Here is a 16300-nt window from a genome sequence, read left to right as displayed (position 1 = left end):
AGAGGGCAAAATCAAGATTGCCACAATAAATCAAAATAGCATTTCAGTTTAACGCTGTTTCGCTGAAGCGTGCTGAACCTGTTTGCTGAACATCAGCAAAAACCTCCCTATTGAAGAAGAAATGTGCTGCACTTCTAAATTCTGCAACAAGAAATGTAACTTTTCTTGCAACCTTTTGTAGAAAAGACAAGACTTCTTGAAACGTTTCAGCGCTATCTTGCATGTCCTGTAGAAGCAGGTTAGCGCATATTTTCTCAGTTAAGCTGAAACGATTCAATTTCAGCAGGAGAGGGGAATCATGTTCCAGTTATCTGTTCAGGATATCCACCCGGGCGAACAGGCCGGGAACAAAGAAGAGGCTATTCGCCAGGTCGCCGCTGCGCTCGTGCAGGCTGGCAACGTGGCGGACGGCTACGTCAACGGCATGCTGGCGCGTGAACAGCAGACCTCCACCTTCCTCGGTAACGGTATTGCAATTCCGCACGGCACCACGGACACCCGCGATCAGGTGCTGAAAACCGGCGTGCAGGTTTACCAGTTCCCGCAGGGCGTGCTCTGGGGCGAGGGGCAGGTGGCTTACGTGGCGATCGGTATCGCGGCCAGCGGTGACGAACATCTGGGCCTGCTGCGTCAGCTGACGCACGTGCTGAGCGATGATGCCGTCGCGGAACAGCTTAAATCCGCCACCACTGCTGAAGAGCTGCGTGCCCTGCTGATGGGCGAAAAACAGAGCGAAGCACTGAAGCTGGATAATGAAACCCTGATGCTGGACGTCGTTGCGTCCGATCTGGTGACGCTCCAGGCGCTGAACGCGGCTCGCCTGAAAGAGGTGGGGGCGGCTGATACCGCCTTTGTGACCCGCACCATCAATGATAAGCCTTTAAACCTGGGTCAGGGCATCTGGCTGAACGACAGTGCTGAAGGCAACCTGCGCAGTGCTATCGCGGTCAGCCGTGCTGCGGTTGCCTTTGAGACAGACGGGGAACGCGCCGCGATGCTGGTAACCGTTGCCATGGCTGACGATCAGCCGGTATCCGTGCTGAAGCGCCTTGGCGATCTGCTGCTGAATAATAAAGCTGAAAAATTGCTGAACGCAGACGCGGCGACGGTGCTGGCCGTGTTGACCAGCGACGATGCGCTGACGGACGACCTGCTGAGCGCGGAGTACGTGGTGCGTAACGAACACGGCCTGCATGCCCGTCCGGGCACCATGCTGGTGAATACCATTAAACAATTTGAAAGTGAGATCACCGTGACCAATCTGGACGGTTCGGGTAAACCAGCCAACGGGCGCAGCCTGATGAAAGTTGTCGCGCTGGGTGTGAAGAAAGGCCATCGTCTGCGTTTTACCGCGCAGGGTGCTGATGCTGAACAGGCGCTGAAAGCGATTGGCGACGCCATCGCGGCCGGTCTGGGGGAGGGCGCATAATGAGCAGACGTGTTGCGACCATTACGCTGAACCCGGCTTACGATCTGGTGGGCTTCTGCCCGGAAATTGAGCGTGGCGAAGTTAACCTGGTGCGAACCACCGGCCTGCATGCTGCAGGGAAAGGGATTAACGTGGCGAAGGTGCTGAAAGATCTCGGCATCGACGTCACCGTTGGCGGCTTCCTTGGCAAAGACAACCAGGACGGTTTTCAGCAGTTGTTCAGTGAACTGGGCATCGCCAACCGTTTTCAGGTTGTGCAGGGCCGTACCCGTATTAACGTTAAGCTGACCGAGAAAGACGGTGAAGTGACCGATCTGAACTTCTCTGGCTTCGAAGTGACCCCGGCTGACTGGGAGCGCTTCGTTGCCGATTCCCTGAGCTGGCTGGGCCAGTTTGACATGGTGTGCGTCAGCGGCAGCTTGCCGTCCGGCGTCAGCCCGGAAGCGTTCACCGACTGGATGACGCGCCTGCGCAGCCAGTGCCCGTGCATTATTTTTGACAGCAGCCGCGACGCGCTGGTCGCCGGTCTGAAAGCCTCGCCATGGCTGGTTAAGCCTAACCGCCGTGAACTGGAAATCTGGGCGGGCCGTAAGCTGCCAGAATTAAAGGATGTGATTGACGCTGCCCATGCGCTGCGCGAGCAGGGTATCGCTCATGTGGTGATTTCGCTGGGTGCAGAAGGTGCTCTGTGGGTTAACGCCTCCGGGGAATGGATTGCCAAACCGCCTTCTATGGAAGTGGTCAGCACCGTGGGTGCCGGGGATTCGATGGTTGGCGGCCTAATCTACGGTCTGCTGATGCGCGAATCCAGTGAACATACCCTACGCCTTGCTACCGCCGTTGCGGCCCTGGCCGTGAGCCAGAGCAATGTCGGTATTACCGATCGTACCCAGTTAGCCGCGATGATGGCGCGCGTTGACTTAAAACCTTTTAACTAACAGCAGGAGAGGAATAATGAAAACGCTGCTGATCATTGACTCCGGTCTCGGACAGGCTCGTGCCTATATGGCGAAGACCCTGCTGGGCGCGGCGGCACAAAAAGCGCACCTGGATATCATTGATAACCCGGGTGATGCTGAAATGGCGATTGTTCTGGGCGACAAAATCCCCGCGGACAGCGCCCTGAACGGCAAAAAAGTATGGCTGGGCGATATTAACCGCGCGGTGGCACACCCTGAACTGTTTCTGAGCGAAGCAAAAGGTCATGCGACGGTTTACAGCGCACCCGTTGAGGCCGCGCCGGTCGCAACCGCTGGGCCGAAACGCATTGTTGCGGTAACGGCCTGCCCGACAGGTGTGGCTCACACCTTTATGGCGGCTGAAGCCATTGAAACCGAAGCGAAAAAACGCGGCTGGTGGGTGAAGGTTGAAACTCGCGGCTCTGTTGGCGCGGGTAATGCCATCACGCCGGAAGAGGTGGCCGAAGCCGATCTGGTGATCGTGGCGGCCGATATCGAAGTGGATCTGGCGAAGTTTGCCGGTAAGCCGATGTACCGCACCTCAACCGGCCTGGCGCTGAAGAAAACTGCGCAGGAGTTTGATAAAGCGCTGGCGGAAGCCAAACCTTATCAGGCGACCGGTGCGGCTAAAACGCCTGGCGAAGGTAAGAAAGAGTCTGCGGGTGCCTATCGTCACCTGTTAACCGGGGTTTCCTACATGCTGCCGATGGTGGTGGCGGGCGGCCTGTGTATTGCGCTCTCCTTTGCCTTTGGTATCGAAGCCTTTAAAGAGCAGGGCACGCTGGCGGCAGCCTTGATGCAGATTGGTGGCGGCTCCGCGTTTGCGCTGATGGTGCCGGTGCTGGCGGGCTTTATCGCCTTCTCCATCGCTGACCGTCCGGGTCTGACGCCGGGTCTTATCGGCGGTATGCTGGCCGTGAGCACTGGTTCTGGCTTTATCGGCGGTATTATTGCCGGTTTCCTTGCCGGCTACGTGGCGAAGCTCATCAGCTCTAAGCTGAAGCTGCCGCAGAGTATGGAGGCGCTGAAACCTATCCTGATCATCCCGCTGATTTCCAGCCTGGTGGTCGGTCTGGCGATGATTTACCTGATTGGTAAGCCGGTCGCGGGCATTCTGGAAGGTCTGACCCACTGGCTGCAAACCATGGGGACGGCGAACGCGGTGCTGTTGGGCGCAATCCTCGGCGGTATGATGTGTACTGACATGGGCGGTCCGGTAAACAAAGCGGCATACGCGTTCGGCGTTGGCCTGCTGAGTACCCAGACCTATGCGCCTATGGCGGCGATCATGGCGGCAGGTATGGTGCCTCCGCTGGCACTTGGCCTGGCGACAATCATTGCCCGTCGTAAGTTCGATAAAGCGCAGCAGGAAGGCGGCAAAGCGGCGCTGGTGCTGGGTCTGTGCTTCATTACCGAAGGCGCAATCCCGTTTGCGGCGCGCGATCCAATGCGTGTTCTGCCATGCTGTATCGTCGGCGGTGCGGTAACGGGAGCTATCTCCATGGCGGTAGGTGCGAAACTGATGGCACCGCACGGCGGTCTGTTCGTCCTGCTGATCCCTGGCGCCATCACGCCGGTGCTGGGCTACCTGCTGGCGATTGTTGCCGGTACGCTGGTGGCGGGTCTGTCTTACGCGGTGCTGAAGCGTCCGGAAGCGGAAGTGGTCGCAAAAGCAGCCTAAAAGAGGTGTCGGGTGGCGGCTTCGCCTTACCCGACCTACAAAAAAGCCGGGTCGCGTTTAGCGCCCGGCTTTTTTTATGCCGCCTGTTCAGCGGTCTGCTGTGCCTTCAGCCAGGCAATCTCTTCTGCCCAGATATCCGGATTGATGGTTTCCAGCACCATTGGAATGCCGTCGAAGCGGGCATCCTGCATGATAAAGCGGAACGCATCGTGGCCGATATTACCTTCGCCCAGGCTGTGGTGACGGTCTACGCGGCTGCCGAACGCGCTTTTCGCATCGTTTAAGTGCATACCGCGAAGATATTTAAAACCAACAATACGCTCGAACTCTTCGAAGGTATTTTTCGTGGCCTCGGTTGTGCGCAGGTCATACCCGGCGGCAAACGCGTGGCAGGTATCAATGCACACGCCCACGCGGGATTTGTCTTCCACGCCGTCGATGATCGCCGCCAGATGCTCAAACCTGAAGCCGAGGTTGCTGCCCTGACCGGCGGTATTCTCAATCACCGCCGTCACGCCCTGGGTTTTATCCAGCGTCATGTTGATGGACTCGGCGATGCGCGCCAGACAGGCGTCTTCGTCGATTTGCATCAGATGGCTACCGGGATGGAAGTTCAGCAGCGTCAGCCCCAGCTGTTCACAGCGCTGAACCTCATCCAGGAATGCTTCGCGGGATTTTTCCAGCGCCTCAGCAACCGGGTGGCCGAGGTTAATCAGGTAGCTGTCGTGCGGGAGGATCTGCCCAGGCCCATAGCGGTATTTCTCGCAGGCGGCTTTGAAGTCATCAATCACTTCCGCGGTGAGGGGAGCTGCGCGCCACTGCCGCTGGTTTTTGGTGAACAGGGCGAAAGCGGTCGCCTCGATTTCGGCGGCGCGAATGGCGGCATTCGCAAGGCCACCGGCAGCGCTGACGTGCGCTCCAACATATTTCATAAAAAGACTCCTGTTAACCCGAAATGCCTATGATAGCGGGTTAACAGGAGAAGGACGAGATGGTTTATGCCAACAGGCTGTGTACCGCAAGGTTAATCGCACCGCCGCCAACAATCAGCCAGATGAACAGCACCAGCGCCATCAGCAGCGGTTTCGCCCCGGCTTTTTTCAGCGCGCTGACGTGCGTGGTGACGCCCAGCGCCGCCATTGCCATCGCCAGCAGGACCGTATCCAGCGTGACCAGCATATCCACCATCGCTTTTGGCAGCAGGTGGAAAGAGTTGAAGATAGCGACCACGATGAACAGGATCGCAAACCACGGAATGGTGATTTTGCTTTTCTCGCTGCCGCCTGCCGGAGCCAGCTGTTTAACCCGCGCCGCAAGGAAAATCAGGAACGGGGCCAGCATCATCACGCGCAGCATTTTGGCGATGACCGCCGCGTTTTCCGCTTCCGGATTAATGGCGTGACCTGCCGTCACCACCTGCGCCACTTCGTGCATGGTTGAGCCGATATAAATGCCGTAGGTTTCCGGGCTAAACCAGTGCGCCACCAGCGGATACATGGCTGGATACAGGAAGATCGCCAGCGTACCGAAGATAACTACCGTCGCGACGGCAACCGTGACTTTACTGGCTTCGGCTTTGACTACCGGCTCTGTTGCCAGTACAGCCGCTGCGCCGCAGATGCTGCTACCCGCACCGATCAGCCAGCTGGTCTGTTTGTCCAGTCCAAAGATCTTCTGGCCGATAAAGCACGCCAGTAAAAAGGTGCTCGAAAGGGTCAGGACGTCGATGGCAATCCCGCTGACACCCACATCCGCAATCTGCGAAAAGGTGAGACGGAAGCCATAAAGGATGATCCCGAGACGTAATAAATGCTGCTTGGCGAAAATCACGCCGCCGTCGCAGGATTTCCAGATGTGCGGGTAAACGGTGTTCCCGACCACCATGCCGAGCAGAATGGCCAGCGTCAGGGCGCTGAACCCTGCACCGGCAACAGCCGGTATACTGCCACCCCATAAGGCCACGCCGGTAACCACGGCGCTGAGCGCGAGACCCGGCACGAAGTGCCACACTGTACGATGATGTTGTAAGGTGATTTCTGACATAACCTTCTCCTTTGTCTGGCTAAAGGTTACGGCGCTCTGGCTTAAAAATAAAATTGATTATATATTTATAATCAATCTTTATAAGTGGTAAGCAACCATGCACATTACATTGCGTCAGCTGGAAGTATTTGCCGAGGTGCTGAAAAGCGGCTCGACAACCCAGGCGTCACAAATGCTGGCGCTCTCGCAGTCCGCCGTTAGCGCGGCCTTGACCGATCTTGAAGGGCAACTGGGCGTCCAGCTTTTCGACAGGGTAGGAAAGCGACTGGTGGTGAACGAACATGGCCGCCTGCTGTATCCGCGTGCCCTGGCCTTGCTTGAGCAGGCAACGGAGATCGAACAGCTGTTCCGCGAGGACAACGGCGCTATTCGCGTCTACGCCAGCAGCACGATCGGTAATTACATCCTGCCGGAAGTGATCGCCCGCTACCGCCGGGATTTTCCGACCCTGCCGCTGGAGATGAGCGTCGGCAACAGCCAGGACGTGATTAACGCGGTGATTGATTTCCGCGTGGACATCGGTCTTATCGAAGGGCCGTGCCACAACGTGGATATCATTGCGGAGCCCTGGCTGGAGGATGAGCTGGTGGTGTTTGCCTCTCCGGCCTCTTCTTTACTCCAGGGCGAGGTTACGCTGGAGCGTCTGGCGCAAGCGCAGTGGATCCTGCGAGAGCAGGGCTCCGGCACGCGTGAGATTGTCGATTATCTACTGCTGTCCCATCTGCCGCAGTTCCAGCTAGGGATGGAGTTAGGTAACTCCGAGGCCATTAAGCATGCCGTACGTCATGGCCTGGGCATTAGCTGTCTTTCCCGACGGGTGATCGCCGAACAGCTGGAAACCGGCTCTCTGGTTGAGATCCCCGTTCCGCTGCCGAAGCTGGTGCGCACGCTGTGGTGCATCCACCATCGTCAGAAACACCTTTCCAGCTCGCTCCAGCGTTTTCTGCGCTATTGCGAGATGTAAAAGCGCCCCTCACCCTGGCCCTCTCCCCAAAGGGGAGAGGGAAAAATTATGCTTTACTTATAATCCTGGCCGAGTCATGAAGCTCTCTTATAACTGAGCATTTCTGCCGGAAGCAACGCAGATCGTCTGCTACAATCGCGCCTCATTTATTGAATGGACAGCATTTTCACATGGTTTCAGAAACTAAAACCACAGAAGCGCCCGCGCTACGTCGCGCACTTAAGGCGCGTCACCTGACGATGATCGCCATTGGCGGCTCCATCGGTACGGGTCTTTTCGTTGCCTCTGGCGCAACAATTTCGGCAGCCGGCCCGGGTGGGGCATTATTCTCTTATATCCTGATTGGCCTGATGGTCTACTTCCTGATGACCAGCCTGGGCGAACTGGCGGCATACATGCCGGTGTCTGGTTCGTTTTCGACCTACGGACAAAAATACGTTGAGGAAGGCTTCGGCTTCGCGCTGGGCTGGAACTACTGGTACAACTGGGCGGTGACCATCGCCGTTGACCTCGTCGCGGCACAGCTGGTGATGACCTGGTGGTTCCCGGACACGCCAGGCTGGATCTGGAGCGCCCTGTTCCTGGCGGTCATCTTCCTGCTGAACTACATCTCCGTGCGCGGTTTCGGCGAAGCGGAATACTGGTTCTCTTTAATTAAAGTGGCAACCGTCATCATCTTTATCGTCGTCGGTGTGGCGATGATCGTTGGTATTTTCAAAGGGGCTGAACCGGCGGGCTGGAGTAACTGGACAATAGGCGATGCGCCGTTTGCCGGGGGCTTCTCGGCGATGATTGGCGTGGCGATGATTGTCGGCTTCTCCTTCCAGGGCACCGAACTGATTGGCATTGCGGCCGGTGAATCCGAAAACCCGGAGAAGACCATCCCGCGCGCGGTGCGTCAGGTGTTCTGGCGTATCCTGCTGTTCTATGTGTTCGCGATCCTGATTATCAGCCTGATCATTCCGTATACCGACCCAAGCCTGCTGCGTAACGATGTGAAAGACATCAGCGTCAGCCCGTTCACCCTGGTCTTCCAGCACGCGGGTCTGCTCTCTGCGGCGGCGGTGATGAACGCGGTGATCCTGACGGCGGTACTGTCTGCGGGTAACTCCGGGATGTACGCCTCTACCCGCATGCTTTACACCCTGGCCTGCGACGGTAAAGCGCCACGTATTTTCTCAAAACTGTCTCGCGGTGGCGTGCCACGCAACGCGCTGTATGCGACCACGGTGATTGCGGGTCTCTGTTTCCTGACCTCCATGTTCGGCAACCAGACGGTCTACCTGTGGCTGCTTAACACCTCTGGTATGACGGGCTTCATTGCCTGGCTGGGCATTGCCATCAGCCACTACCGTTTCCGTCGCGGGTACGTCAAGCAGGGTCATGATCTGAATAATCTGCCGTACCGGTCAGGGTTCTTCCCGCTGGGGCCGATCTTCGCCTTCGTTCTGTGCCTGATCATTACCCTGGGCCAGAACTATGAGGCCTTCCTTGCGGACACCATTGACTGGGGCGCCGTCACGGCTACCTATATTGGCATTCCGCTGTTCCTGATCATCTGGTTTGGCTACAAACTGACGAAAGGAACGCGCTTCGTTCGCTACAGTGAAATGGATTTCCCGGAACGATTTAAACAATAACCGCACTTCCTCTCTTTTAGCCCGCTCAATCGAGCGGGCTTTTTTATGGGCAGATCAGAAGCTGTAAGTCATGCCAACGGTATAGCGACGGCCATCCAGCACGGTGTCATACGTATCGTAGTCAATCTGCTTATCGAGCACGTTATACACACCGGCAGTAACCAGCAGGTTTTTGTTGGCGTTGTAGCGCATACCGACATCAACCTGAGTGTAGGACGGTGTACCCTGGGACATTGACGTGCGGCTCAGGTACTCAGACGTTTTACCGCGTAGGTTCAGACGGCTCCAGAAGCCGACGTCGGGCGTAGCCTGCCAGTCCAGGGTGGTGTTGAACATGTGTTTTGGCATTTTGTTCAGTGGCTTGCCGGAGAACTGGCCGCTCTTCTGCTCGGATTCCGTATAGGTGTAGTTTGCAGTCCAGTTCACATCGCGCGTGATTTTCCAGCCGAACGAGGACTCCACACCGCGCATATTGGCTTTGTCCACGTTAACGCGATCGCTGACGAAATCATAGCTATGATCGCCAATCGTACAGGCGGGATCGGCGCTGCTGTTACAGCGGCGAACTTCCGTAATTTTATCCTTGAAGTCGGTATTAAACAGGGTCACACCGGCATTAAGGTTATCGTTGTTATCCCAGAGCAGGGCGAGCTCTTCGCTCAGGCTCTTCTCGGGTTTCAGATCCGGGTTGCCGACGATGATACCGTCAAGACGGCCGCCACCTGTCACCTGGCCCCAGCTGGCAGACGACTGACGCAGATCCGGCGCACGATAGCCAGCAGAAACCCCGCCTTTCAACGTCCACTGATCGGCCAGGTGCCATACGCCGTAACCGCGCGGCGTCCAGTTCGTCCCGTAGTTTTGGTCTTTGTCCATACGCAGGCCGCCGGTCAACGTAAAGCTTTCCGTCATTGACCATTCATCTTCGGCAAACAGGGCCCAGCTCCAGCGCGTCAGTTTGTTCAGGCCGTCAGCAGCTTCCAGCTGATTACCGTTGTCGCGCAGTTTCTCATAGCGGTACTGCCCGCCGAGGGTCAACGTATGATCGCCGAGGAAGATCTGGTTCTGGTTGTTAAAGGTGGTGTTGTAGGAACGCATTTTGCGACCTGGATTATTGGTCTCTTCCTGCTGGATATAGCTGGTGGTATTGAAGTCGTCGTAATAACCACTGTGGGTTAACGAGTAGGTCGTGTGCTCATAGCGCGAGTCGCTTTTGGTATTTGGCGTACAAGTTGTTCCCCGGCAGGTTTCAGCCGCTTTCGACATCCCCGGGGTGCTGTTTCTGTCCTGAAGCTCGCGAGCAAAGTCGAGGTCGAAATCATTCTTCTCGTCCGGCGTGAAGTTCAGCGTAATGCCACCGTTACGCATTTTCTGCTCGTTATAGCCGTTCACGATTTTATCTTCTGCGCGGCGTGACAACAGCCCCGTCACTTTTGCACCCAGCAGCCCGTCAATCAGGGGACCAGAGGCGTAGGCGTTGGTCTGGAAGATATCGCCGGAATCATGATTTTCCTGGAAGGTTGCATCGCCATGCAACGAACCGGTCCAGGCTTTGGTGTTCGAGACTTTCTTGGTAATGACGTTAATGACGCCACCCATCGCATCGGAGCCGTAAAGCGAGGACATCGGGCCGCGGATGACCTCGATGCGCTCAATGGACTCAAGCGGCGGCAGCCAGCCTTGTTCAATACCCGAGTTGTCGCTGTTTGGGCGGGTGCTTCGCGTACTGACGCGTTTGCCGTTCACCAGGAACAGGGTGTACTGAGAGGCCATGCCGCGAATACTGATATCACTGCTACTTCCACCGCCGGTGACGACGACGCCCGGGACATCTCTCAGGGCATCGGTAACATCACGGTAGGCTTTATCTTCAATCTGCTGTTTTGAAATCACAGAGATGGAGGCGGGGGCATTCTGGATCTTTTGTTCAAAACCCGTCGCGGTAACGACAACGGTGTCCTGATCGGCTGCGTGAACGAAGGGGGAACATGTGGCAGCGCCAATGGCGACGGCCAGGAGCTTAATGCGTGGTATTGTCATTTGTACATTCCGTATAAAAATGAAAAAAACTCCATCGGGATAACCCTGAGAACTGTATGTTTTTGTCTTGTAAGAACTCTTTGAGATGGAGAAGAGCCTGGAATTGTACAAAAGAATGTAGAATTGTAAACACAAATGATAATTGAAATCATTTGTGTTTGAGTGGGAGCGACGGAAAACAGGCTGGATTCAAGCGGATAGGATTATGTAAATGAGGGGAAAGGCCCGACAGGCGAGAGGCTATCGGGCAAACAGCTGTATTTACGCGAACAAATGTGTCGCATGGAAGCGAAGATGATCTTCAATAAAGGACGCCATAAAGTAATAGCTGTGATCGTATCCCGGCTGTATGCGCAGCGTCAGCGGCCAGTCCTTCTGGCGCGCGGCTTCCGCCAACACCGCAGGCTGTAACTGCCCGGCGAGGAACTGATCGGCATCACCCTGATCCACCAGCATCGGGATAGCGTCCTCTGGCTGGCTTGCCAGCAACAGCGCACAGCTGTCCCATTCCTGCCATTTCTCTGCATCCTCACCCAGATAGTGCGTGAAGGCTTTTTGCCCCCACGGCACCTGCGTTGGGTTCACAATCGGCGCAAATGCGGACACGCTGGTGTATTTCCCCGGATTTTTCAGCGCCATTATCAGCGCCCCGTAGCCACCCATCGAATGTCCGCTTATCGCGCAGCGCTCGCTGACCGCGAACTGAGAGTGCACCAGGGCAGGCAGTTCATCGCGAATGTAGTCATACATGCGGTAATGGCTCGCCCAGGGTTGTTCCGTGGCGTTGAGATAGAACCCGGCGCCTTTACCCAAATCGTATCCGGCATCGTCGGCCACGTCATCGCCACGCGGGCTGGTATCTGGCATCACCAGCGCAATGCCCAGTTCGGCAGCAATACGCTGGGCGCCCGCTTTGGTGGTGAAATTTTCGTCGTTGCAGGTCAGGCCTGAAAGCCAGTACAACACCGGTGGATTGTCCGCAGGGGGCAGGAAAATGCTGAACGTCATAGCACAGTTCAGCGTGGTGGAGTCGTGCCGCCAGCGCTGCTGCCGACCTTCAAAACAACGATGCTCTTCGAGCAGTTCCATGCAGGGCTCCTTATCCGAAAGACTATTCATAAAACGCATAATACAGAGTTTTCATTGACCTGTGAGCAACTTTCACTTTCGCAGGACGGCGAGATGTTGCATCATAAATTTACTTTTCTTTAACAATTGGAGCGATCATGGCGCTGCGTATCGCGCTCAGCGGATTTGTGGTTCTGGTCGTGGCGATGGGGATAGGGCGCTTCGCCTTCACGCCTCAGGTGCCGCTGATGATTGCCGCCGGGCAACTCACGCTTACCAGCGCGGGGCTGGTGGCGGCAATGAACTACCTGGGCTATCTGGTGGGGGCATGGGATGCTATGCGCGCTCATCGCTTCGTTGAAACGCGCCTCTGGCTTGGCATCACTGGCGCGGTGGCGCTGACGCTGCTCTCTGCGGCGGCAGATAATGCTGTCGTTCACGGTCTGCTGCGCTTTGTGATCGGCTGCATGAGCGGCTGGTCGATGGTGCTGATTGCCGCCTGGACCAACGAGCGGCTGGGGCAGCTGGGCAAGCCGGGGCTTAGTGCAGCCGTCTTTGCCGGACCCGGGGCCGGCATCGCCCTGAGTGGCCTGCTGGCGGTCTATATTCAGGCGAGATCCCTGTCTGCCGGCGCGGCATGGCAAATCTACGGCGTACTGGCGTTGGTGCTGATTGCGCTGGTGGCGCGCTACCTGCCGCGCGCGGGCCAGCTTCATCGCCCCGGTACCGCGCCTGAGCCGTTGCTGCTGACTGCAGATCTCAGGCGTCTGGTCTGGAGCTACAGCCTGGCAGGGTTCGGCTATATCCTCCCTGCGACCTTCCTGTCGCAAATGGCGGCGGTGCGTTTCCCCGGCAGCCTGTTTGCCCAGTTTGTCTGGCCAATATTTGGCGCCGCCTCGGTGGTGGGGATTGCGATCAGTATTGCCCTGCGGCATACATCAAGCGCTAACCGCAGGCTGGCGATTGTTCTCTGGTTACAGGGGATTGGCGTGCTGGCGGCCTGGCTGCTGCCGGGCATTGGCGGCTTGCTAACGGGTGGGCTGCTGGTGGGCGGCGGGTTCCTCTGCGCCGTGCAGCTCTCTCTTCTGTACGGTCGCGAGCTGGCGCCAGATCATACGCGTTATATGGCGGGACTGCTCACCACCGGGTATGCCATTGGTCAGCTGATTGGTCCGGTCACGTCGGCACTCTCGACCTGGCTCACGCACCGGCTGGAACCTGCGCTGGGGCTGGCGGGGATCGCGCTGTTCGCTGGCGGAGCGTTAGTCTGGAACCGTCAGGCTGAAAGGCAACAGCAATTGCAATAATTATCGACGTGAATACTGGATTATGTGCGTCGCCTCACGCACAATGAGCGCACACTTTTGCCACAACGAGGGCAAAAGACGCCACACCTGCAGGAGAAAAGAATGTCATCACTCAGTAAAGAAGCAGCCCTTGTCCATGAAGCGCTGGTTGCGCGCGGTCTTGAAACGCCACTGCGCCCGCCCGTGCAGGAGCTGGACAATGTTACCCGCAAGAGTCTGATCGCCGGCCATATGACGGAGATCATGCAACTGCTGAATCTCGATCTGAGCGACGACAGCCTGATGGAGACGCCGCACCGCATCGCGAAAATGTACGTCGACGAAATTTTCTCCGGCCTGGATTACGCGAACTTCCCGAAAATCACCGTCATTGAAAACAAGATGAAGGTCGATGAGATGGTGACGGTACGCGATATCACGCTGACCAGCACCTGCGAGCATCACTTTGTGACCATCGATGGTAAAGCGACGGTGGCCTATATTCCAAAAGATACGGTCATTGGCCTGTCCAAGATCAACCGCATCGTGCAGTTCTTTGCCCAGCGTCCTCAGGTGCAGGAGCGTCTGACGCAGCAGATCCTGACCGCACTGCAAACCCTGTTGGGGACTAACAACGTGGCGGTGTCTATCGACGCGGTTCACTACTGCGTGAAAGCGCGTGGTGTGCGTGATGCAACCAGCGCGACTACCACCACCTCGCTGGGCGGCCTGTTCAAATCGAGCCAGAACACCCGCCAGGAGTTTCTGCGCGCCGTGCGCCACCACAACTAATCAGACAGGGCAGGGACCATGGAGCGAAACGTCACGCTCGATTTTGTTCGCGGCGTCGCCATTCTCGGTATCCTGCTGCTGAATATCAGCGCCTTCGGTCTGCCGAAGGCCGCCTATCTGAACCCTGCATGGTATGGCGACATCACGCGCAGCGACGCCTGGACGTGGGCAATCCTTGATCTCTTCGCACAGGTTAAATTTCTGACCCTCTTTGCGCTTCTGTTTGGCGCGGGACTTCAGCTTCTCCTCAAACGCGGTACGCGCTGGATCCAGTCGCGTTTAACGCTGCTGGTTATCCTCGGTTTTATTCACGGGCTGCTTTTCTGGGACGGCGATATTCTGCTCGCGTATGGTCTGGTGGGCCTGATTTGCTGGCGGCTGATCCGCGACGCGCCCGGTGTAAAAAGCCTCTTTAACACTGGCGTGATGCTCTATGTCATGGGACTAACCGTGTTATTGCTGCTTGGCATGATCGCTGATGCTTCCACCAGTCGTTCGTGGATCCCGGATGCGGCCAATCTGCAATATGAGCAGTTCTGGAAGCTGAAAGGCGGCATGGAAGCGATCGGCAACCGGGCCGATATGCTCGGCGATAACCTGCTGGCGCTGGGGGCGCAATACGGCTGGCAGCTGGCGGGGATGATGCTGATGGGCGCAGCCCTGATGCGCACCGGCTGGCTGAAAGGAGAATTTAGCCTGCGACACTATCGTCTCACAGGCGCTGGCCTGGTACTGCTCGGCGTGATGATTAACCTTCCGGCGGTGATCTTACAATGGCATCTTCAGTGGGATTACCGCTGGTGCGCGTTCCTGTTGCAGGTGCCGCGCGAACTGAGCGCGCCGTTCCAGACCATTGGCTATACGGCGCTGATCTATGGCTTCTGGCCCCGGCTTTCTCGCCTGTGGATCGTCAGTGCGGTGGCCTGCGTTGGACGGATGGCGTTAAGCAATTACATCCTGCAAACGCTGATATGCACCACGCTTTTCTACCGATTCGGCCTGTTTATGAAATTCGACCGCCTGACGCTGCTGGCGTTTGTTATTCCGGTCTGGATTGTTAACGTGGTGTTTTCAGTTATCTGGCTGCGTTTTTTCCGCCAGGGCCCGCTGGAGTGGGTATGGCGACGGTTAACCGCCCTTGCGTCGGGCGTGTCATTGCGTAATACATCCAGATAACGATCTGGATCACAATCATTAACAAAACGGATGTAAGCGTTTTCATCTGTGTGAGCTTCTTCACGTAGTCTCCTCTCTCTCGCTGCCAGAATAGCCACCTTGCTAAACACAGGGGGTGTCTGTGAGTTGCTGCAATCCTTTTAAGGGTGGTGAATATGATCACCATTCGTGACGTCGCCCGCCAGGCGGGTGTTTCTGTTGCTACTGTCTCCCGCGTGCTGAACAACAGTGCGCTGGTCAGCCCTGAAACGCGTGAAACCGTAATGAAAGCCGTGACCCAGCTGGGGTACCGGCCAAACGCCAATGCTCAGGCGCTGGCGACGCAGGTCAGCGATACCATTGGCGTCGTGGTGATGGACGTGTCGGACGCCTTCTTCGGCGCGCTGGTCAAAGCGGTGGACGTCGTTGCCCAGCAGCACCAGAAATATGTGCTGATTGGCAACAGCTATCACGAGGCTGAAAAAGAGCGTTATGCCATTGAGGTACTGATCCGCCAGCGCTGTAACGCCCTGATCGTGCACTCTAAAGCCCTGAGCGATGAAGAGCTGGCCGGGTTTATGGAGCAGATCCCCGGCATGGTACTGATCAACCGTATCGTCCCCGGTTATGCGCACCGCTGTGTCGGTCTGGATAACATCAGCGGCGCGATGATGGCGACGCGGATGCTCATCAGCAACGGCCATCAGCGCATTGGTTATCTGGCTTCAAGCCACGGTATTGAAGACGACATGATGCGCCGCGAGGGCTGGCAAAACGCCCTGAAAGAGCAGGGCATTGCGCCGCTGGAGAGCTGGGTTGGTACCGGTTCGCCGGACATGCAGGGCGGTGAAGCGGCAATGGTTGAACTGCTGGGGCGTAACCTTCAGCTGACCGCCGTGTTTGCCTATAACGACAGCATGGCGGCAGGTGCGCTTACCGCGCTGAAAGATAATGGCATTGCGGTGCCGCAGCATTTATCGCTGATCGGTTTTGATGATATTCCGATTGCCCGTTACACCGATCCGCAACTGACAACGGTGCGTTACCCCATTGCGTCGATGGCGAAACTGGCGACAGAGCTGGCGTTACAGGGGGCGGCAGGGCTGTTAGATCCTGACGCAACGCATTGTTTTATGCCGACTTTAGTACGCCGCCATTCGGTCGCTATCCGACAAACTGTGGCTCCGATCACTAACTGATAACATCACGTGATGTAACCGTTTTCAATCTGTGAGTAAATTCA

At 56.9% G+C, this 16300-nt stretch carries 14 protein-coding genes; 9 read left to right on the top strand and 5 right to left on the bottom strand.

The genetic code is table 11. The annotated features are described in order from the left end of the window. Positions 1 to 43: 43 nt before the first annotated feature. On the bottom strand, positions 44 to 223 hold the full coding sequence (locus tag CKK19_RS03405) for a hypothetical protein (protein WP_139152663.1): 180 nt from the start codon (positions 221 to 223) through the stop codon (positions 44 to 46). 75 nt (positions 224 to 298) lie between these two features. Here CKK19_RS03405 and fruB point away from each other — a divergent pair, with 75 nt between their 5' ends. Genes fruB through fruA form a run of 3 tightly spaced genes read left to right on the top strand, consistent with a single transcriptional unit; the run spans position 299 to position 4069 of the window. Next, positions 299 to 1429 (top strand): fused PTS fructose transporter subunit IIA/HPr protein, encoded by a 1131-nt coding sequence (gene fruB, locus CKK19_RS03400; RefSeq protein ID WP_045620892.1) that lies wholly within the window; start codon positions 299 to 301, stop codon positions 1427 to 1429. Beyond that, on the top strand, positions 1429 to 2367 hold the full coding sequence (gene fruK, locus CKK19_RS03395; RefSeq protein WP_006811313.1) for a 1-phosphofructokinase: 939 nt from the start codon (positions 1429 to 1431) through the stop codon (positions 2365 to 2367). The genes fruB and fruK overlap by 1 nt, the downstream gene beginning before the upstream one ends. 16 nt (positions 2368 to 2383) lie before the next feature. Then, positions 2384 to 4069, top strand: a complete 1686-nt coding sequence (gene fruA, locus CKK19_RS03390) for a PTS fructose transporter subunit IIBC (protein ID WP_022648704.1) — start codon at positions 2384 to 2386, stop codon at positions 4067 to 4069. Positions 4070 to 4143: 74 nt separating this feature from the next. Here fruA and nfo read toward each other — a convergent pair whose 3' ends face one another. After that, on the bottom strand, positions 4144 to 5001 hold the full coding sequence (gene nfo, locus CKK19_RS03385) for a deoxyribonuclease IV (RefSeq protein WP_063853858.1): 858 nt from the start codon (positions 4999 to 5001) through the stop codon (positions 4144 to 4146). Positions 5002 to 5065: 64 nt separating this feature from the next. Then, on the bottom strand, positions 5066 to 6112 hold the full coding sequence (locus CKK19_RS03380) for a YeiH family protein (protein WP_063853857.1): 1047 nt from the start codon (positions 6110 to 6112) through the stop codon (positions 5066 to 5068). A gap of 97 nt (positions 6113 to 6209) precedes the next feature. Between CKK19_RS03380 and yieE the strand changes: the two genes are divergently transcribed. Together yieE and CKK19_RS03370 are read left to right on the top strand one after the other, a co-directional pair. Further along, positions 6210 to 7076 (top strand): DNA-binding transcriptional regulator YeiE, encoded by an 867-nt coding sequence (yieE, locus tag CKK19_RS03375; RefSeq protein WP_003859337.1) that lies wholly within the window; start codon positions 6210 to 6212, stop codon positions 7074 to 7076. A gap of 170 nt (positions 7077 to 7246) precedes the next feature. Then, the gene (locus CKK19_RS03370; RefSeq protein ID WP_022648700.1) at positions 7247 to 8716 is read left to right on the top strand and encodes an amino acid permease; all 1470 of its coding nucleotides are present in this window, start codon (positions 7247 to 7249) and stop codon (positions 8714 to 8716) included. Positions 8717 to 8770: 54 nt separating this feature from the next. Here the strand turns inward: CKK19_RS03370 and CKK19_RS03365 are convergent, their stop codons facing one another. After that, positions 8771 to 10756 carry a ligand-gated channel protein gene (locus CKK19_RS03365; RefSeq protein ID WP_023306610.1) on the bottom strand — a complete coding sequence of 662 codons (1986 nt, stop codon included), beginning with the start codon at positions 10754 to 10756 and terminating at the stop codon, positions 8771 to 8773. Between the two features lie 261 nt (positions 10757 to 11017). Continuing rightward, on the bottom strand, positions 11018 to 11845 hold the full coding sequence (fghA, locus tag CKK19_RS03360) for an S-formylglutathione hydrolase (protein WP_063853856.1): 828 nt from the start codon (positions 11843 to 11845) through the stop codon (positions 11018 to 11020). A 137-nt stretch (positions 11846 to 11982) separates the two neighbouring features. Here fghA and CKK19_RS03355 point away from each other — a divergent pair, with 137 nt between their 5' ends. The 4 genes from CKK19_RS03355 (at position 11983) to galS (ending at position 16256) form a co-directional block, all read left to right on the top strand. Further along, the gene (locus CKK19_RS03355; protein WP_038416421.1) at positions 11983 to 13131 is read left to right on the top strand and encodes a YbfB/YjiJ family MFS transporter; all 1149 of its coding nucleotides are present in this window, start codon (positions 11983 to 11985) and stop codon (positions 13129 to 13131) included. Between the two features lie 102 nt (positions 13132 to 13233). Beyond that, the gene (folE, locus tag CKK19_RS03350; protein ID WP_017383384.1) at positions 13234 to 13902 is read left to right on the top strand and encodes a GTP cyclohydrolase I FolE; all 669 of its coding nucleotides are present in this window, start codon (positions 13234 to 13236) and stop codon (positions 13900 to 13902) included. Positions 13903 to 13920: 18 nt separating this feature from the next. Further along, positions 13921 to 15078 carry a DUF418 domain-containing protein YeiB gene (gene yeiB / locus CKK19_RS03345; protein WP_063853855.1) on the top strand — a complete coding sequence of 386 codons (1158 nt, stop codon included), beginning with the start codon at positions 13921 to 13923 and terminating at the stop codon, positions 15076 to 15078. Positions 15079 to 15233: 155 nt separating this feature from the next. Continuing rightward, on the top strand, positions 15234 to 16256 hold the full coding sequence (gene galS / locus CKK19_RS03340) for an HTH-type transcriptional regulator GalS (protein WP_003859324.1): 1023 nt from the start codon (positions 15234 to 15236) through the stop codon (positions 16254 to 16256). Positions 16257 to 16300 lie beyond the last annotated feature (44 nt).

Source organism: Enterobacter sp. CCUG 70166 (assembly GCF_020224095.1).
Lineage (GTDB): Bacteria > Pseudomonadota > Gammaproteobacteria > Enterobacterales > Enterobacteriaceae > Enterobacter > Enterobacter intestinihominis.
Note: the sequence above shows the minus strand (reverse complement) of the source record. Positions and strands in the feature narration are given on the sequence as shown.

Coding starts and splice junctions, on each gene's coding strand:
- yieE (WP_003859337.1), top strand. CDS start 6,210: ATGCACATTACATTGCGTCAGCTGGAAGTATTTGCCGAGGTGCTGAAA.
- folE (WP_017383384.1), top strand. CDS start 13,234: ATGTCATCACTCAGTAAAGAAGCAGCCCTTGTCCATGAAGCGCTGGTT.
- CKK19_RS03355 (WP_038416421.1), top strand. CDS start 11,983: ATGGCGCTGCGTATCGCGCTCAGCGGATTTGTGGTTCTGGTCGTGGCG.
- fghA (WP_063853856.1), bottom strand. CDS start 11,845: ATGGAACTGCTCGAAGAGCATCGTTGTTTTGAAGGTCGGCAGCAGCGC.
- galS (WP_003859324.1), top strand. CDS start 15,234: ATGATCACCATTCGTGACGTCGCCCGCCAGGCGGGTGTTTCTGTTGCT.
- yeiB (WP_063853855.1), top strand. CDS start 13,921: ATGGAGCGAAACGTCACGCTCGATTTTGTTCGCGGCGTCGCCATTCTC.
- fruK (WP_006811313.1), top strand. CDS start 1,429: ATGAGCAGACGTGTTGCGACCATTACGCTGAACCCGGCTTACGATCTG.
- CKK19_RS03380 (WP_063853857.1), bottom strand. CDS start 6,112: ATGTCAGAAATCACCTTACAACATCATCGTACAGTGTGGCACTTCGTG.
- CKK19_RS03365 (WP_023306610.1), bottom strand. CDS start 10,756: ATGACAATACCACGCATTAAGCTCCTGGCCGTCGCCATTGGCGCTGCC.
- nfo (WP_063853858.1), bottom strand. CDS start 5,001: ATGAAATATGTTGGAGCGCACGTCAGCGCTGCCGGTGGCCTTGCGAAT.
- CKK19_RS03370 (WP_022648700.1), top strand. CDS start 7,247: ATGGTTTCAGAAACTAAAACCACAGAAGCGCCCGCGCTACGTCGCGCA.
- fruA (WP_022648704.1), top strand. CDS start 2,384: ATGAAAACGCTGCTGATCATTGACTCCGGTCTCGGACAGGCTCGTGCC.
- fruB (WP_045620892.1), top strand. CDS start 299: ATGTTCCAGTTATCTGTTCAGGATATCCACCCGGGCGAACAGGCCGGG.
- CKK19_RS03405 (WP_139152663.1), bottom strand. CDS start 223: ATGCAAGATAGCGCTGAAACGTTTCAAGAAGTCTTGTCTTTTCTACAA.